Genomic DNA, 17724 nt, shown 5'->3' on the forward strand with positions numbered 1-17724 from the left:
AACAAAGGTCTGAATTTTAATTATTCACTATTTTTCTTCTATTTGTTTCTTGATGTTTTCGCAATCTTTTGTTAATTTTTTTAAACTTATATTTTGGACTTTATCATTTGCGAATCTAAGTTGTTTACCACTTTTAACTAATTCATCTCTTGTGTTTGTCAGCTTTTCAATAGCTGCATTAATTTCTTTTATTGCTTTTTCAAAATTTTTAGCCGCTTTCTCAGTGTTGCTGCCAAAATCTACTTTAAATTTATTAATATTATCTTCAAATTTAGTTAAATCAATATTGCGTTGTCTGTTTTCTTCAAGTTCTTTCTTAATCTTTAAAGAATTTAAAGCTGCATTTTTTAATAATGAAATTATTTGAATAAAAAATTGTGGTCTAATAACAAACATTTTGGGGAATTCTGGCGTTGAGACATCAACAATTCCAGTATTATATGTTTCATCATCTTGTTCCAACATACTTACTAAAATAGCATATTCACAATTTTTTTTAATTCTATCTTTGTGAAGTTTTTCAAAAAAATCTTTATTTCTTTTTTTGTTTCTTTCTAAAGAATTTTCTAACTCATTTTTCATTTCAAACATAATTGAAATAAACTCAATTCCGTCTTCATAATCTCTATAAATAAAATCACCTTTTGTACCATCAGCGATTTCATTATCTTTAATAAAAACAGCATTTTTAAAGCCTAGTGCTTTAACTTTCATAAATTCACTTTCGCAATGTTTTTCAAGAGATTCACCAATTAATTTGACTGATTGTTTAGCTTTAAAATTTTTGTACATTTCAATTTCATCTAATAATAATTTATTTTTATTTTCAAGTATATTTATTTTATTGTTATGTTCGTTTTTTAATTCGTTTATTTTGTTTTTAGTTAATAAATCATTTTTTTCATTAATATTATCTAAATCTTTTTCAAGTTTTTCTTTTTTAAAACTTGTTTCTCGCAATTGTTGATTTAAGTCATTTAGTATTTTATTAAATTCAAGATTATCGCTTTTCTTTTGGGCTTCTAGTGCTTTTTCTAAATATTTTTTTTGACTTTCTTCATTATCTAGAATTTTTTGATTTAACATTTTGATTTGTGTTTTTTGTTTAAAGATTTCATTATCTTTTTCTCGATATTGTTCTTCAATTTTTTTTATTTCAAGTTGTATTTTAGAATCAGCGCTGGCTTTAAGCATCTCTCTTTCCTTTTCAAGAGATTTAATCTGGTTTTCAAGTATTAAAATTTTGCTCTCTGCGTCTTTTTTATTTTGCTCTTTTATTCTTTTAATATTTTCATTATAATTTTTTTCTAAATCTTTTTTTTGAACTTCTAATTGTTCATTAAATTCTTTATTACTAATTTGTTGAAGAATCAAGGCATACTGTTCTTCATCAATTTTAAAAATAGTTAAACAATTTGGACATTTTATTTCTTTTTTATTCATTTTTATACCTCTGTTTTAATAAATATTTAACTAAATCAAATACCATTATCATTGCCAATACGTCATTATGACAGTACTTTTTAAGTGAATCAACAACTTTTGGCCAACTTTCATTTTTTGTTTGATTTAAATATCTTTTAATAGCTTCAATTTGAGCATACATACCATTTTTAATATCTAATTCCTTATAAGGGACAATAAGATGATCTAATTTAAGATTATTACTTGTCACATAATTTTCAATTTTTTTAATTGAATATTTAAATAAAAGTGTTGGTAAATATACTAAAGGGATAATAATATCTTTGTTATATGATGAAATTGTTACATTATAAATTTTTCTAGCTGCAAAAAATTCCATTAAATCAAATGTTTTTTCTTTTATTTGATTTTTAATATTGGCGATTTTTTCTAAATTTAAATTATATTTTTCTTTAACTGTATCTTTAAAACTTGAATCATTAAATCACTTATTTTCTATGGCTTTATACATTTCTTCATTTCTTGTATTTTCAAAATTTTTGTTGTAAACAATATAGTAGTCAGCTTCTTCTCAATAAAGATGATAAAAAATGTCAACAAAATCTAAAAGTGATATTTTTTGTGGATCATAAACGATATCATCTTCTTTTATTATTTTATTTTCAAAACTTCTAAAAACTGAAACCTGAGAAACGATTTGTTGATATGGTTTTGTATATTCTAATACTGCATATGGTAAATTAATTGATTCATAATCATATCAAACAATTTTTTTATAATTAAGATCATCAATCATTTTAGATACGATTTCTTGATGAATTTTTATTTCATTATTTTCTGGTGCTTTTTTAGCAAAGTATGTTAATCTTAAAAAATCTTCACCGCCATTTTCAAATGCTTTGCAAGTTTTTATTTTTGGAAATTTTGTTCCTTGTAAATGTGCAAACTCTTCACCTAATAATTGTTCATAAAGTGATAATAAATCGGGATTAGATCCTCAAACAGTATTATTTTCTTCAAAAAATCTTACTTCCTTTCCTTTATAAGAAGTAATGTCAAATTTATAATCTCTGTCATTATTAATTTTTCTTAATTGATTTATAAAATTAGGTAATACATATGTGCCATTTGAATCTTTTTCATCTTTTGGCTTAATATTAAAATAACTTCTATTAGCAAGAATATTGCTAGCACTTTGTGATTCTGCTTTTTTTGAATTAATAGTAATTGAAAAAAATTGATTATGTAAAATCATATTTATTAATTTTGCTTCATGAAATAAATTTAAATATTCCATATTGTCAACATCTCATTTTGGCAATAATTCTTTTATTTTGCCTGTTGGTTTTGACTTAGCAAATAAAGCAACATCAGTAATTTTAAAATAAAATGTTTTAATTTTAGGATCTTTAACTGATTTTCGACAAACGTATTTTATGTCTTTAACTTCAAAAGGAAGATTTCTTTCTCTAAAATAAATATTCATAATATTGTAAGCGTAATATGCTCTTACAATATCTTTAATTAATAATGTATCTTTAAAACTTTCTAAATATAATATGTTATTCAATTTATCATAAGCATAAAAATTAAAATCAGCATGATATTGTAAGCTAAAAACTCTTCCTCTTACTATCATATTATTAACATCATTTTTAAAAGCATCTAAAGTTTCTATTTCCTTTGCAGTTGAAAGTTTAGAATTAATTCATGATTTTTCTGTTATCCCTACTTCTTTCATAAAAAAATTACTAAGAGAATTTTCATATTCAACAAAAATTTCATTGGGTAACTCATTTGAATATGGTGTTGTTTGTTCTTCCTCTTCTTCATCAAAATCTTTAATATCTATAAGATCAAAAGATTCTTCATTCTCTTCTTGTAAAAATCATAAACCTCTTGAAGAAACTAAGGATCTATAAAATACATTAAAATTTATTCTTTTTTCTTTCATTTTATCCTTCAAAATCGGGATCACATTTGCCTAATTTTTTTCATTTAACAATTAAAGCTGCTCATTGCTCTTCATTTTCACACTCAAGATACTCTAATAACTCACCATCTCTTGTTGTATTATATTCTGGGCTTTCACCTTTATAGATAAACTGTTTATATCAATTTTTTGCATATTCTAAATCATCTTTAGCTTCTTCAACATTAACTTCAAAAGCAAATTTTTTTAATCTTCGTTGATTAATTGGATAATTTTCAGGATCGAAATAATCTTCTTCTTTTAAAAAAGTTGTAACAATTCAATATTTTTGTATTCCTAAAATATAGGCATAAAGCTGTGCTTGTTTTTTATAGTTCTCTGGAACACCATTTAACCAGGTTGAATATTTTGTTTCTCCAGCTGTTTTTATTTCAAGAAGAACTGTATAATTTTTATAATATAACAATCCATCTGGCACTCCATTTATTAAATCATCATAATCTTTAAAATAATTATAATTATAATCTTCTGCCTTAATCCCTCTTACATCATAACGAGGCTCATTATCTTTTTTGTTTTTATTAAGTGTTTTATCAATTAAGTCAATAACCTTTGGTTCAATTGCAATCCCGGCATTAATATATTTTTTAATTAATGGTTTAGGTGCTAAATAAGCGTAATTACAAAATGCTTTAAAGGGTGAGCTAAATGCTGTTGATTTTAAAATATCTCCAAGTGATGATCCACCAATTTTTTTGTATCCATATTTAAAATTAGTATATGGATAAACACATTCCTTATTTAATAATTTTTGATGCAGTTCAGGATTGATAATAACTTTCTTATTAACCTTGTCTATAAAATAATCTTTGTTGTTATAGTAATATCTTTTCATACTCATAATTATATAAGTTTGAGCATAATAGTAAGATAAAAACAAATTAGGAAAACTAAACATAATAATAGTATTTAGGCTGTTACTTATTTCAATTTAAATTAAATTAATTTATATTTTGATATTTAATATTGCTTTTTTGTATAAGCAATAATTATTAAAATAAAATATATCTTATGTTTAAATTAAGAAAAAAAATAATAATTTATTTTTATTAAATAAGGTTATTTTGTTTATTTTTTGCTTATTTATTATTATTTTGTTCATAAAAGCATATTATTAGACAAATAATTATCAACTTATTATGAAAGCATATAATTTTATAAATAAATATGTGAGGTGAATATATGAAGAAAAAGATATTATTCTTTTTAGCTAGTGCTTCTTTAGCATTAACACCAATTATTGCTCTTTCTTGCTCAATAAATAAAAAAGATGAAATTAAAAAACAAAAGAAGGAAATTTTAAATAATACAACAAAAAATATTACTAATTCAACATTAGATACAAATTCAAACTATAATAATTCGAAAGAATTAGATTCTAAAACTTATAACAATCAGATTAATAATCCAACGGTGATAGTAATTATTTATAATAATCCTAAAAATTTAGATCCAAATACTTTTGTTAAACCAAATGTTAATATTCCAAAGAAATGCGAATGCATTCCTAATGAAGCTAGTAAATTAAATTTAATACCTTCAAGCAATTTTGTTGGTAAAGAATTTACTAATGAAGGAATAACATTTATTAATAATAAAAAACTGGATCCTAAAACTTTTATTAAACCAATTATTACTGATCCAAAACCTTTTCGCGAATTAAAATGATATGAAAAACTTAATGAATGAGTAAATAAAAATCGTTATAAAACAGCTGCTATTATAATAGGAACTGTTTCAACACTATTTACGCTTGCAACATCAATTTCTCATAATTTTTTTAGTGAAATGTAATTAGTAAAAAGAGAGGCACAATGTCTCTCTTCCCACATTGCAAGTTCAAGTGCAACACGTTTATTTTTATGTAAAATAAATGTAGGACACTTGAACTTTTTATATTTTAAAGAATAAAAAAAGTGGCCCCACATAAGCATTTAGGAGACCAAATGAATTATACAACAAAAAAGTATTGCCATTTAACAAAAGAAGAAAGATTTTTTATTCAAAATTCATTAAAGAATAATATGAGCATGCGATCAATTGCTAGACAAATTGGAAAAAGCCTATCTACAATATCTAGAGAAATTAAAAGAAACTCGAATTATTTTGGTTGTTATCAGTTTGAGAAAGCAAATATGAAAGCCGTGAAACGGCACTCTCATAAGCACATTTTTCGCTATTCAGTCAATTTCGAATTTGAAGCCTTTAGTAAACTGTTCAAAAATAAATATGACAAAAAATATTTTGGAATTAAGGCAATTTACAATGAACTTAAAAAAGTTGACAATCTAAAAACGCCATCTTTAAGAACAATTTTCAATTGAATTAAAACAAATGCTTGAGTTTTAACAAAAAAAGATAGATTAAGAAGCTATTACAAAAAAGGTGGAAAACGCCAAGCGTCTGTTATAAAAAGGCTAATTACAAGTGCTGATTACGTACTTCCTATTTGAACAAGACCTAAAAAAATAGATTTAAGAGAGGAATATGGTCACTGAGAGGCTGATTTAGTGCTAGGAAAAAGAGCTTCTGGCTACAGGAATGTATTAACACTAACCGAAAGAAAAACAAGAGTTGGGTTTGCCGCCTTTGTTAATTCAAAGTCACCACATGAAATCAATTCGAAATTAAAAGAAATGATTAAACATTATAATCTTATTGTTAAATCAATAACAATCGATAATGGATTGGAATTTGAAAAAATAGGAATACTGGCAAAATGATTAGAAATAACAATTTATAGGGCTGAACCATACGCATCATTTCAACGTGGTTCAAATGAAAATTGAAATGGGCTAATTAGAAGAGAATTTAAAAAGGGATATAATTTCAATCTAATTACTGAACTCGATTTATTAGAAGTTGTGAATAAAATTAATAATATGCCTCGAGAGATTTTCAACTGAAAATCATCTCAAGAGCTATTTTCTTTAGAAAATCGAAAATAAGTTATTCAAATTTTTAAGAAAGTTTTCAAATATATTAAAAATCTTGATTTATGGTAGTCTCGATTTGTTTTGAGACATTTTTTGTTATTCCTTATTCATGTTATAAGAAATTTTTTTGAAGTTACAAATTAAAAGATAAAATAAAAAAATATCAAACGCGTATGTGTTGCACTTGATATTTCTCTTTAGCAAGAAAAGATTTTATCTTTTCTTTTTTGTACTACCTTTATTTTGTTTGTATTTTATGTAAATTAAACTTAATATTTTTTTACTTTTTTAGCTTATTCTTTTTTTGTTTAATTTTTTTCTTTTTTGCAAAAAATTAATTTTTTTCATTATTTTGTTTGTTTTTTGTTTTTTTTAAATTTTTTAAAAATTTATGAGTTTTAACTGCTTTACCATAAATTAAAATAAATAAAAATTTTTTCCGATTTTGTTTCACTTTTTGCTTAAAAATATATGAAATTGGTTCAAATTGCTTATATAATATTATGTTAAAAGAAATTTAAGGGGTGAAAAATGAAGTCTAAAGTAATAAAGTTGGTTGGGTTTGTTAGCTTAACAAGTATCGTTGGTTCAACAACTATAAGTTGTTCAACAAACAAAGTTAATGCAGATAATGCAAAATCCAAATATGAAACTTTAAAAGGTTTTGATAATTTTAAAACTAAACAAGTTGAACTTTCTAGTTCAATAAAAGATCATGTAGTGTTAGAAAATATTAGCACTACTGTCGAGTCAGCTTTGGCTTCGAATTCGATAGTTGGTGAAGTAGTTGAAACAATAAAAAATAATCCAATATCAACGGTAAAAAATGTGGCGTCTATTTTTAAAAACGCTAATTATGTAGATTACCAAAAAAATGCTAAAAGAAAATCCTGAATTAGAAAAGGATTAACAATTTTGGGTACACTGGTTTTAAATGGGGCTATTTCGCTGACAGTATATCTTGAACAATATTATGAACCTACAAAACACAAAATTAAATCATATTTACTATCTCTTATATATGCAGCTATAGAAGGATTTGCATTTGAAGAAAATCCACATAATAGCAAAGAGTTTAGAGAGTTGATGCTTAATCTATTTAGATATAGTGATATTAAAAAGGAAAATTTATATACCTTTTTATTGAATAATATATTAAATAATTTTTTTAGTTTTAAGAATATTAAACACATATTTAGTAGTGGTTTAAAAGATGCTATTCAAAATTCAGTAAAAAAAACATTTAATGGCGAAATATTTAAAGAAATGTTTGTTTCTGGCGCAGGAATTTTATCTTCTTTAGCAACAAATATGTTTGAAAATAAAGAACTTTTAGTTTCAATGCTAAACTACTTTTATACAAATAAAAATATTTTAGTAAACTGATCATTTAAAAATGATGAATTCAAAAACTTTTTTAAAGAAGATGTAAAAATATTACAAAAAGAAAATACTGATGTAAATGAAAATAGCACAATAAATTTATTTTTAGATGAAATAAAAAAAGAAAATAATGAAAATAAGGACTTAGAAAGCTTAATGGAATTATTTCAAAAAACAAAAAATTTTTCTGAAACGTTTGAAATTAAAAAAATTTTTAATTTCAAAGAATCAGAAAATGTTAAAAGTGTATTAAAAGTTAGTAAAAATTATACAAGTATTTTCTTTGTGACCTTTATTTCTTCTTTAATTGATTCAATTAAAAAAGGTTTAAAAAATATAAAAACAGAAGATATAGGAAACTTAAATGAAAAAGTTGAGTATTTTGTTTGTTTGATATTAAAGTTTGCTAATAATATATACAAAAAATCTTTTAGTTCTAAAAATAATGAAACTTTTACAAAAAAAGAATTTAAAGAGAAAATTGTTTCTTATGTTTTGGCAGGAATGCAAACTGAACACAAACAATCTTAAATAATTTGTTAAAATTTTCAAATTAAAACTAACATCAATTAATTCGATGTTAGTTTTTTTATTTATGGCTTATTATATTAACTATTTATTTTCTTCTGAATTAATGTTTTTAATTATCATATCTATTTTAAGGCCTGCATCCATCACTTCATCTAATTTAAAGATAATATTAGGAATTTTTCTTCATTTTAAATATAGCGCTAATTGTTTTTTAATGTAGTTTGTTGCTAAAACTAATTTTTCTAATCCCTTATTAGGTTTTTTAAAAAAACTAACAAAAACTTTAGCAACTGATAAATCATTTGAAAGCCTAATATCAATTATAGAAGGAAATATTAGATCTTTATCATCTAATCCTTCTATAATAATTCCTAAAACTTGTTTTAATTGCTCTTCTCTTCTTGCTGCTGGTATACTTCTCATACTAACCTTTCATTTTTTTATCTATTTCTTCTAACTTATTCATAGAAGATTTAACTGATTCATAGGCATTATTTCTTGTTGTATTAAGAATTTCTCCTATTTCTCCATAGCTCATATCTTCAATTAAATACATTTGAAATATTTCTTGCTGTTTAACAGTCAAAAAATGTCTATATTTATCTCATAACTCTAAAAATCTTGTTCTTTTTTCAATTTCCATTATTGCTCCACTAAATCTTTTGTCATTCCATAAATATAATTATCTAAATCGAATTCTTTTAAATCTTCAATACCTTCGCCAAGACCTACTAATTTAACATCAATATCAAATTCATCTTTTATTGATAAAGCAATTCCACCTTTAGAAGTTCCATCCATTTTTGTTAAAATAATGCCTGTTAACTTAGTTATAATATTAAATTCTCTTGCTTGAGAAATTCCATTTTGTCCTGTAGTAGAATCAAGCACTAATAAACACTCATGTGGCATATTTTCATCTAAACGATGAAGAATTTTATAAATCTTTTGAAGTTCATTCATAAGATTTACTTTATTTTGTAATCTGCCTGCTGTATCAATAATTAATAAATCAAAATTAGACTCTTTTGCTTTTTCAATTGCTTTAAAAACAACACTGGCTGGATCGGCGTTTTGTTTTTCAGATTTAACAATTTCACAACCGATTTTATTAGTTCAAACATTAAGTTGTTCAACAGCTCCTGCTCTAAAAGTATCTGCTGCTGCCACTAAAACTTTTTTACCTTTTTTAACATATGAATTTGCTAATTTGGCAATAGATGTTGTTTTACCTGAACCATTAACACCAATAACTATAAAAACATTTAACCTTCCGTCTTTATAATTTAAAGTTGTATTTACGCTTGTTCTATTGGCATAAACCATAAACATTTTGTCTACTAAAATTTCAGCAATTTCTTTAGGATCATTTACTTGATTGAGTGCTGCTTCTTTTTTAATTTCATCAACAATAATCATTACTAAATTTGCGGAAATATCTGACATTATAAGAATTTCTTCAAGATCGTCATAAAAATTATCATTAACAAATTTATACTTGCCTTGAAGTTCTATAATTTTTCTTGAAAATGAATCATTAATTTTAGAAAGACCTGCAATATATTTATCAGTATTATGTTTTTTATAATAATTTTTTGCTACAGCTTCAAAACCTTCTTTTTCTGTTTTAATAATCTTTTTTTCTATTTTTTGTTGCTTTAATTCTTGTTGTTTTTTAAAGTGCTGTTCTTTATCTTTTCCTTCTTGTTTTATATCAACTTTTTGTTCATCTAAACTAAACACTTTGTTTTTTAATCATTTAAAAAATCCCATAGTTATTATATTATAGTAAAATATAAATATAAAATATAAAAGGAGTTAAAAATGATTGTTATTGGTAATTGAAAAATGAACAAAACTTTTGCTGAAACAAAAGAATTTATTGAAGAATTTGCAAAACTATACAAAGAAAATAGTGCTAAAATTTGTGGCTGTACAAAATTTGCTATTGCTGCACCATTTACAAGTTTAAGCGCTTTTGTTGGGAAAGAAATTTCTGTTGCTGCACAAAACGTTTCATACCACAATCCTGGAGCACATACGGGGGAAATTAGTGCTAACATGTTGACTGACTTAGGGGTAAAATATGTAATTTTAGGTCACTCTGAAAGAAGACAAGATAACTTTGAAACAAATCAAGATGTTAATTTAAAAGCAAAAGTTGCTTTAGAAAACGGAATAACTCCTGTTATTTGTGTAGGTGAAACATTAGAACAATATGAAGCTGGAGAAACCAAAGAGGTTGTTTCTAAGCAATTAAAAGAATCTTTAAAAGATTTAGACTTAACAAAAATTATTGTTGCTTATGAGCCAATTTGAGCTATAGGTACAGGTAAAGTTGCTACGGCTCAAATAGCTGATGACATTTGTAAACATATTAAAGATGAAACATCAAAAGATTTAATTGTTCAATATGGTGGTAGTGTAAAACCTGATAATATTTCAGAATTAAATGATATGGAGCATATTGACGGTTTTCTTGTTGGTGGTGCTTCACTTGACGCTAATGGATTTATTAAACTAATTGCATTAAATAAATAATTTAATATTCAAAAATTAAAAAAGCCATTTTTAAAGTGGCTTTTATTTTTATTAAGCTGAGATTTTGGCTAATTTACGTAATATGCCAAGATTCTTTTTGCCTTGTTCAGTCAGTTTATTAGGATCTTTAGGTGATATTTTATTAACATTATTTTTAAATACTATTTCAGAACCTGAATAATCATAATCTAATACTTCAAAGTTTGCTTCATTTAACTCATCAGCATTTATTTCAAAATTGCTACTGTTTCCACCATTTAATGTTAATTTAGTTAATCTAACTTTTTTGCCTCTGCTGTCAGTAAAATCAAATTTTAGCCCCTTTAATGATTTTAAATTAGTCTCAGAAAGATCTAGTTCTGTTGGGTAACCAACTTTTTTAGAACCTTTAAAAAAGTCTTCGTTTTTTCTGTCTTCGTAAACCATTTTTAGGCCTTTATTTATCTTATCTAAATTATTGTCATTCTCAGCATCTTCTTTATTAAAATATAATGAATTAAAAATAATTTTTTTGCCTCCGCTTGTATCTGTGCCTAATCCAATTTCATTAGCATAATTATTATTGTTTATATTAGAAATATTTTCTAAAAATAAAGGGTTAATTGATCAATTTTTTGAATCAACATCTGAATTACTAAATAAATCTAGTTGTTTAATTTTTTTATTTTTTAAATGTTTTAACATATCAATTCTATTTTTTTTAAAAATTAAAGTTACTTGAGGGGCATTTTCCTGTATTGATCCAAAAATTAGATTTAAATTTCTTGTATCGTCTTCATACGCTCCAATATTAGTAAAACGATATTGAATAACTTTTTTATTATCATTTTCAAGTAATTCATTAACGCTTCTAAAAGTAGTAAGGCCAAATACATTATTTAAATCTGCATCAACTGAATATCCATTTTTAATATTTAGCTTATTATTGCCATTTTTATCTTCTAATTTAAATATCTTTATTCCATGATTTTTTGTGCTTACTCCATATTTAAAAAATTCAGTGCCCCTATCTTTTTTGTCATCTCCAAGTTTATTCTCCGATTTGTCTCATCCAATATAATTTCCTGTTCCATAATTCCCTCCTGCTGAATCAGCACTTTCTTCATATAGGCCACCGCTTATATTTTCATTTGATGGGGCGGGGCTTGGAACGGGAGAAGGCTCAGGGGCAGGTGCTGGCGAAGGTATTAAAGGTACAGGTATAGGTATAGGCGCTGGTTTAGGGGTTGGCGGGGTTGGAATTGGCGCTGGTGTTGGTGAAGCTGGTTTAGGATTTGGTTTTGGTGTTGGTATTTCAGAAGGCTTTATTATAAGGTCAGGCACTTTTGTAATTCTTTGCAGTTTTTCTTTTTCTTTTTTAGGAATAAAAGGTGTTAATTTATTTTCAAGAATATTTATAGTTTTATTGCTATTAGGAATTTCTATAGGTAATGGTTCTTTTCGAGGTGGTAATTTAGGAATATTTTCTTTAAAATTTATGTCAGCAATATAGATTTTATTGCTATTTTGTTGTCTTGCGTTATTTTGTAATTTATTTAAATCATTACTTTCAAATATATGAGTTTTGTTATCATTAAGAAAATGTTTATAAATAAAATAGCCGGTTGTTGTTGCAATTGGTAATACTGAAAATGATGTTGTAAATAATATAATTCGATTTTTTCTTTTCATAAAATTTCTCTATTTCTTAAAAATTTAATATTTAAAATTATATTACATTTTTGTGCGAATTTAATTTTATAAAATATTGTATAAAATGACTTTTTTATTAATACTAAGTTTACTGAAAAATTCATTGAAATTATATTTAATGACTATATAGAAAATAAAATTTTGCATATTTTTTAATTAAAATTAATAAAATAATTTTCATAACTTTGACATAAAAAAATAATAAAACACTTGTTAGTTGCAAGTGTTTTTGTACATATTTTTTATCCTTTAGGATTTAAAGCTGACTTAATTTGATTTTTTAATTCTTCTGAATATAATGTTTTAACCATGAGTAAGCCCAATTCATATGCTGCATATGGTGACTTACCTGTAATTAAATTATTACAAATGCTTGTTTGTGATGTGTTTCTTTTGCCTGCTTGTAAATCTTTAATGGGATATGAGGAGTAAGAATAATTTTCAATAATTCCCTTTTCATAAAGAACATTTCCTGCATCACAAATAGCAAAAACAGGTTTATTATTATTTAAAAAATATCTTGCTATCTCTATAGCGGCATTATCTTCTCTCATAGTAAGGCAATGTTGTCCGCCAGGAATAAATATTGCGTCATAATTCATTACATTTGGTCAGTAAGTAAGAGATTCAACAACAATAATTTTGTGTTGACCTTTTATTAAGGTTCCTTGTTTTTCATGCAACGGATTATAAAATTCTATTTCAATAGCTGGATCTGCTTTTCTTAAAATAGTTAGTGGGGTTGTTAACTCTATATCATTGTAATTATTATATGAAACAACTAATAATTTCATTGTTTCCTCCTATCTATTAATTGCTTTCGATAGCAATTCTATTTCTTCTTTTGTTGATGTAATTCTTATGGTTGTATTTGTATAATTATCTTTATTATATTTATCAATAATTTCAACTTTAGAGGCATCAATATTGTGCATTTTTAAATGCTCAGAAATTGATTGATTTTCTTCTACTTTAAAAGTAATATCTAATGAAACTAAAGGGGTATTTTTATATTCATAATATGAATAAGTTTCATTATATTTTTGTTGAATAATTTCAACAAAAATAGAATTTGATAAGTCAAATTTAGGATTTAATTTTCCTATTCAACCAATAATATTACCATTTTTAATAATTTGTGCAGATATATTCTTGTGTAAATAATTTTTTTCAAATTTCCTTAATTCAAATGAACCTATAATATTACTTAAATTCGCTTTTATTTCATTAAAGCTTTTTGTATTAGAACTAAACATGATAGATCTAATCCCATTATTAATCATTCCTTCTTCAAATAAATTTAAACGAGTAATTTTTCTTTTGTAATTATAATTAATTATCCTTAAAAAGGATGGAAGAAGGGAATTTCTAATAATAGAATTATTTTCTGAAACATATGTTTTTAATTTAATTTCATTTTCAAATGAAAATGGATTAAACATCATTTCTTCTTTATTTACAAGAGTATAAGTCAAAATGCCTTGATAGCCCATTGAACTTAGCTTAATATCATTATTATTTCAGGGCGCTACATTTGAAACCACTTTTAAATTATTATTTGTTTGAAAATGTGAATATCCATAAAATCTAAATACTTCTTCTATAAAATCTTCAGTAGTTTTTATATCATATCTATAAACAGGTAATTTTGTTTTTTGGGCTGTAAAATCAAAGCCAAGTTGATTTAATTTAGCTTGAATTTTTTTAAAATCTGTACTTTTAGACATTTCAAAGTTTGCATATCTATCAAGCAATTCTTTAGAATATTCGACATATTCTCTTTCTGCATCATGTTTAAAAATAACTACATTTTTAAGTACTTTTTTAAAATCAAAACTAAATAAATTAATTAATCCTGCTGACACTTTTTTCATCGATAATATAGTGTTTCTGTTGCTTTTTTTATAAAATTTAAGGTTTTTTCTAACTGCTTTTATGTTAGGAATAATTATTGTAAAAACAGGATCTTTAATTTTTGTTGTATTTTCAATACCTAAAATAATATTATTGTTTTCTGAATTAAGAACAACTAATTCATTTTGTAATTCAATTTTAAATGTTTTATCATCATTAACAACATAAATAGGTAAACCATACATTAAACTTAAGTAGTTTGCATAGTTTGTAAATTTATCAGCTAATTTAACTTCGGATTTAACAAGTAATGCTTTTTCTTTAATAGTTAGTTCTGGAACTTCTTTTAATTTAAAACTAACCATGTCTTCAATAATATTCATTTCATCAATAAGTGAATATCCAAAAGTTTTATGATGGGTCGTATAATATATTTTTGATGGGTCAAAATTATTAACTTTTAAATCAAAATATGCTGCTAGTTCAAGTGACATTATTTTGTAAGAGTTGGCGTCGTTTCTATTTGAAAGAATAGAAACATCCACATAATAATCATTAAGATCTAGTTCATCAGAAACTTTTGATTCAAGTTTTGCTTCATAATTAAAAATTTTGCCTTTAACCTCTTCATTAAGATAATTAGGATCTCAACCTAGTTCTTCTAAAGAACAAAACATTCCTTGTGATTGTACACCTTTTAATGATGTATTTTTAATAATAATGTCGCCCGCAAAACCTTCTGATTGAATTGCTATATAAGTTTTTCCTTCTTTGACACTATTATCAGTAGTTTGAATTACTCTTTGACCATTATTAAATTTCACTTCACAAACATTAAGCCTTTCGCCATTAGGATTTTTTGAAACAGAAAGAACTTTACAAAATTTAATATTTTTATGTTTTAGGGGTTGAATTAATTCTTCAACTTCAAAACCTATATCATTAATTGCATTAACAATTTCTTCATTGGTTAATGATTCATTTTTTAATAACTCTTTTAATTTATTTATTGAAAACTTCATGCTTCCCCCTATTTATTTTTAAATTGATTTAAAAACCTTAAATCATTAATGTAAAATTCTCTAATATCTTTAATATTATATTTAATCATGGCAATTCTTTCAATACCTAATCCGGCAGCAAAACCATTCATATTGTTTGTATAACCAGCAGCTTTCATTACTTCAGGGTGAACCATACCAGCGCCTAAAATTTCTATTCAACAATTATTGTATCAAACATCAACTTCAACACTAGGTTCTGTAAAAGGGAAATAACTAGGTCTTAATCTAATTTCAATATTTGTTTCTAAAACATATGTTAAAAGATCTTTTAATGTTTCAATTAATTGGGAAAAACTAATTTCTCCAACACCAACAAAATCAAGTTGAGTAAACTGGTGAGAATGTGTTGCGTCATCCTCATCATTACGATATACTTTTCCAATTGCATATGAATAAAATGATTTATTCTTATTAATTTCTAATTCTCTAGCGCTCATGCCAGTGTTATGAGTTCTTAATAATGTTTCTTCATCTATATATAATGAATCTTGCATGTCTCTAGCAGGATGATCTTTAGTAATATTTAGTCTTTCAAAATTATATAAATCAGATTCTATTTCGCTATATTTTGATTCGTAATAATTATGGTTTAAAAACCATGTCCTTAATCTGTTTTCTATTAATTTAAGTGGGTGAATTGATCCAATTAAATTAACTGGCTCAAACATATCGATTTTGTCATTTTCCATTAATTCATTGATTCTATTTTCTTCAACATTAATAGCTGCTTGTTGAAATAAATGTTCATAATAAGCATTTAATTCTGATAACTTTTTGCCAATTATTTTTCTTTCTTCTATTGAAACACTTTTAATACTATTTTTTAAATTGGCAATCTCTGATCCGGGTCCATACACTTTATTTTTAGCATTCTTAAGATCTTCTAATGTTTTAATATTCTCTAGTTTTATCTCCATAAATTAATCTCCTTTTTTAATTTCTTCTCAATATTTTTTATAAGCTTGTTCCACTTTATTAGATCCGTATTCAAAAAATTTAATATTCTTTATTTCTTTAGGTAAATATTGTTGTGAAATATAATTATTATTATAATTGTGTGGATATTTATATCCTTCACCATATTTTAAGATTTTTGCTGAATTAAAATGATTATCTCTTAAATGATTTGGAACTTGAAAAATGTTCCCTTCTTTAATAAATTCTTTTACTTTTGAAGTTGCTTTATATACTGAATTAGATTTCGGCGCTATACATAATTCAATAATTATATATGTTAATGGAAGCATTGCTTCTGGCATACCTAGTCGTTCAATCGCTTTAATAGCACTATCAACTTTCAAACTAAGATTATTTGAAGCTAATCCAACATCTTCATAAACCATAGCTTGAATTCTTCTAATAACATTATCAATATCACCTGATTTAACTAATATATGTGAATAATATAATGCTGCATCAATATCGCTTCCTCGAAGTGATTTATGAAATGCAGATAGCATATCATAATGTGCTGTGGCATCTTTATCAGAATTAAATGTTAAATTTGGTATTGCAATATTAATATCATTTTTTGTAATCTTTTTATTTCCAAATAAAACTGATAATAATTCAATATTACTTAATACACTACGATAGTCACCATTAGAAAGTTTAATTATAACTTCTAGGTTCTCTTTATTAATATTTAAATTAATTTCTTTATTTTCAATTTTTTGTTGGATATCTTGTGCAATTTCATCTTTTGTTAGTTTGTGAAATTCAAACAATTTCATTCTACTTCTAAGTGCAGGATTAACCTTAAAATAAGGATTTTCTGTAGTCGTGGCAATCACATAAATTTCTTTATTTTCTATTTTGGGCAATAATATATCTTGTTTATCTTTATTTAATCTATGAATTTCATCAATTATTAAAATTTTGTTGTTAGCAATTTTTTCTTCAAGTTCTTTTTTGTTTTGAATAGTTGAATTAAAAATATCAAAAGGTAAATTATATGCTTTAGCAAGTGCTTTGGCACAAGTTGTTTTGCCAATTCCTGGTTCCCCAAAAATTATTATATTAAGCAAGTGATTCTGCTCAACTAATTTTTTAAATAAAAAAACAATTTTTTTTTGGCCTATTATTTCATCTAAACTTTTAATATTTTCAACATCATTCATAAATACCTTTTTTAAATTATACTATTTAAGTGGTATTAATTTAATTTATTAAATTACTTATTGAAAATAACATATTAATAATTTTTAAATTTTTTCGTTTTTCTTTATTTATGGAGTAAAAATAATTAAATAATAGTTTGTTTATCGTTTTTATAAAATACAAAACAACATCTGCTTAAAATTAC

15 protein-coding genes are annotated in these 17724 nt (G+C 24.5%); 4 read left to right on the forward strand and 11 right to left on the reverse strand.

The window, feature by feature from the left end; genetic code table 4:
* Positions 1–27 precede the first annotated feature (27 nt).
* The 3 genes from QMA87_RS02330 to QMA87_RS02340 are packed head-to-tail and all read right to left on the reverse strand — an operon-like array spanning position 28 to position 4253.
* Entirely contained in the window at positions 28–1443 is a 1416-nt protein-coding gene (locus QMA87_RS02330) for a DUF2130 domain-containing protein (protein WP_283833770.1), read from the reverse strand.
* On the reverse strand, positions 1436–3379 hold the full coding sequence (locus QMA87_RS02335; RefSeq protein ID WP_283833771.1) for a UU173 family protein: 1944 nt from the start codon (positions 3377–3379) through the stop codon (positions 1436–1438). The genes QMA87_RS02330 and QMA87_RS02335 overlap by 8 nt, the downstream gene beginning before the upstream one ends.
* Position 3380: 1 nt before the next feature.
* Positions 3381–4253, reverse strand: coding sequence for an MAGa7180 family putative nuclease (locus tag QMA87_RS02340; protein ID WP_283823874.1), 873 nt, complete (start codon positions 4251–4253; stop codon positions 3381–3383).
* A 347-nt stretch (positions 4254–4600) separates the two neighbouring features.
* Here QMA87_RS02340 and QMA87_RS02345 point away from each other — a divergent pair, with 347 nt between their 5' ends.
* The 3 genes from QMA87_RS02345 to QMA87_RS02355 all read left to right on the forward strand — a co-directional run bounded on the left by QMA87_RS02345 (position 4601) and on the right by QMA87_RS02355 (position 8268).
* The gene (locus QMA87_RS02345; protein WP_283833772.1) at positions 4601–5212 is read left to right on the forward strand and encodes a hypothetical protein; all 612 of its coding nucleotides are present in this window, start codon (positions 4601–4603) and stop codon (positions 5210–5212) included.
* 152 nt (positions 5213–5364) lie between these two features.
* Entirely contained in the window at positions 5365–6366 is a 1002-nt protein-coding gene (locus tag QMA87_RS02350; protein ID WP_283833773.1) for an IS30 family transposase, read from the forward strand.
* 519 nt (positions 6367–6885) lie between these two features.
* Complete coding sequence (locus QMA87_RS02355) at positions 6886–8268, forward strand: hypothetical protein (protein WP_283833774.1); 1383 nt, start codon at positions 6886–6888, stop codon at positions 8266–8268.
* Between the two features lie 81 nt (positions 8269–8349).
* Here QMA87_RS02355 and rbfA read toward each other — a convergent pair whose 3' ends face one another.
* The 3 genes from rbfA to ftsY are packed head-to-tail and all read right to left on the reverse strand — an operon-like array spanning position 8350 to position 10041.
* Positions 8350–8691, reverse strand: a complete 342-nt coding sequence (gene rbfA, locus QMA87_RS02360; RefSeq protein WP_283833775.1) for a 30S ribosome-binding factor RbfA — start codon at positions 8689–8691, stop codon at positions 8350–8352.
* Between the two features lies 1 nt (position 8692).
* The gene (locus QMA87_RS02365) at positions 8693–8911 is read right to left on the reverse strand and encodes a sigma factor-like helix-turn-helix DNA-binding protein (protein ID WP_283827342.1); all 219 of its coding nucleotides are present in this window, start codon (positions 8909–8911) and stop codon (positions 8693–8695) included.
* Positions 8911–10041 (reverse strand): signal recognition particle-docking protein FtsY, encoded by a 1131-nt coding sequence (ftsY, locus tag QMA87_RS02370; RefSeq protein ID WP_283827343.1) that lies wholly within the window; start codon positions 10039–10041, stop codon positions 8911–8913. Before ftsY ends, QMA87_RS02365 begins: the two co-directional genes overlap by 1 nt.
* A 51-nt stretch (positions 10042–10092) precedes the next feature.
* On the opposite strand from ftsY, the gene tpiA reads away from it, so the two are divergent.
* The gene (gene tpiA, locus QMA87_RS02375) at positions 10093–10809 is read left to right on the forward strand and encodes a triose-phosphate isomerase (protein ID WP_283833776.1); all 717 of its coding nucleotides are present in this window, start codon (positions 10093–10095) and stop codon (positions 10807–10809) included.
* 51 nt (positions 10810–10860) lie between these two features.
* Here the strand turns inward: tpiA and QMA87_RS02380 are convergent, their stop codons facing one another.
* The 5 genes from QMA87_RS02380 to QMA87_RS02400 form a co-directional block, all read right to left on the reverse strand.
* Positions 10861–12480 carry a putative immunoglobulin-blocking virulence protein gene (locus QMA87_RS02380; RefSeq protein ID WP_283833777.1) on the reverse strand — a complete coding sequence of 540 codons (1620 nt, stop codon included), beginning with the start codon at positions 12478–12480 and terminating at the stop codon, positions 10861–10863.
* 263 nt (positions 12481–12743) lie between these two features.
* Entirely contained in the window at positions 12744–13295 is a 552-nt protein-coding gene (locus tag QMA87_RS02385; protein ID WP_283830246.1) for a DJ-1/PfpI family protein, read from the reverse strand.
* A 9-nt stretch (positions 13296–13304) separates the two neighbouring features.
* Positions 13305–15377, reverse strand: a complete 2073-nt coding sequence (locus QMA87_RS02390) for a phenylalanine--tRNA ligase subunit beta (protein WP_283833778.1) — start codon at positions 15375–15377, stop codon at positions 13305–13307.
* Between the two features lie 8 nt (positions 15378–15385).
* Positions 15386–16336, reverse strand: a complete 951-nt coding sequence (gene pheS, locus QMA87_RS02395) for a phenylalanine--tRNA ligase subunit alpha (RefSeq protein WP_283823886.1) — start codon at positions 16334–16336, stop codon at positions 15386–15388.
* A gap of 3 nt (positions 16337–16339) precedes the next feature.
* Positions 16340–17539 carry a replication-associated recombination protein A gene (locus QMA87_RS02400; RefSeq protein ID WP_283833779.1) on the reverse strand — a complete coding sequence of 400 codons (1200 nt, stop codon included), beginning with the start codon at positions 17537–17539 and terminating at the stop codon, positions 16340–16342.
* Positions 17540–17724: the final 185 nt, after the last annotated feature.

The organism is Mycoplasma phocimorsus (assembly GCF_030077875.1).
GTDB classification, from domain to species: domain Bacteria; phylum Bacillota_I; class Bacilli_A; order Mycoplasmatales; family Metamycoplasmataceae; genus Mycoplasma_H; species Mycoplasma_H phocimorsus.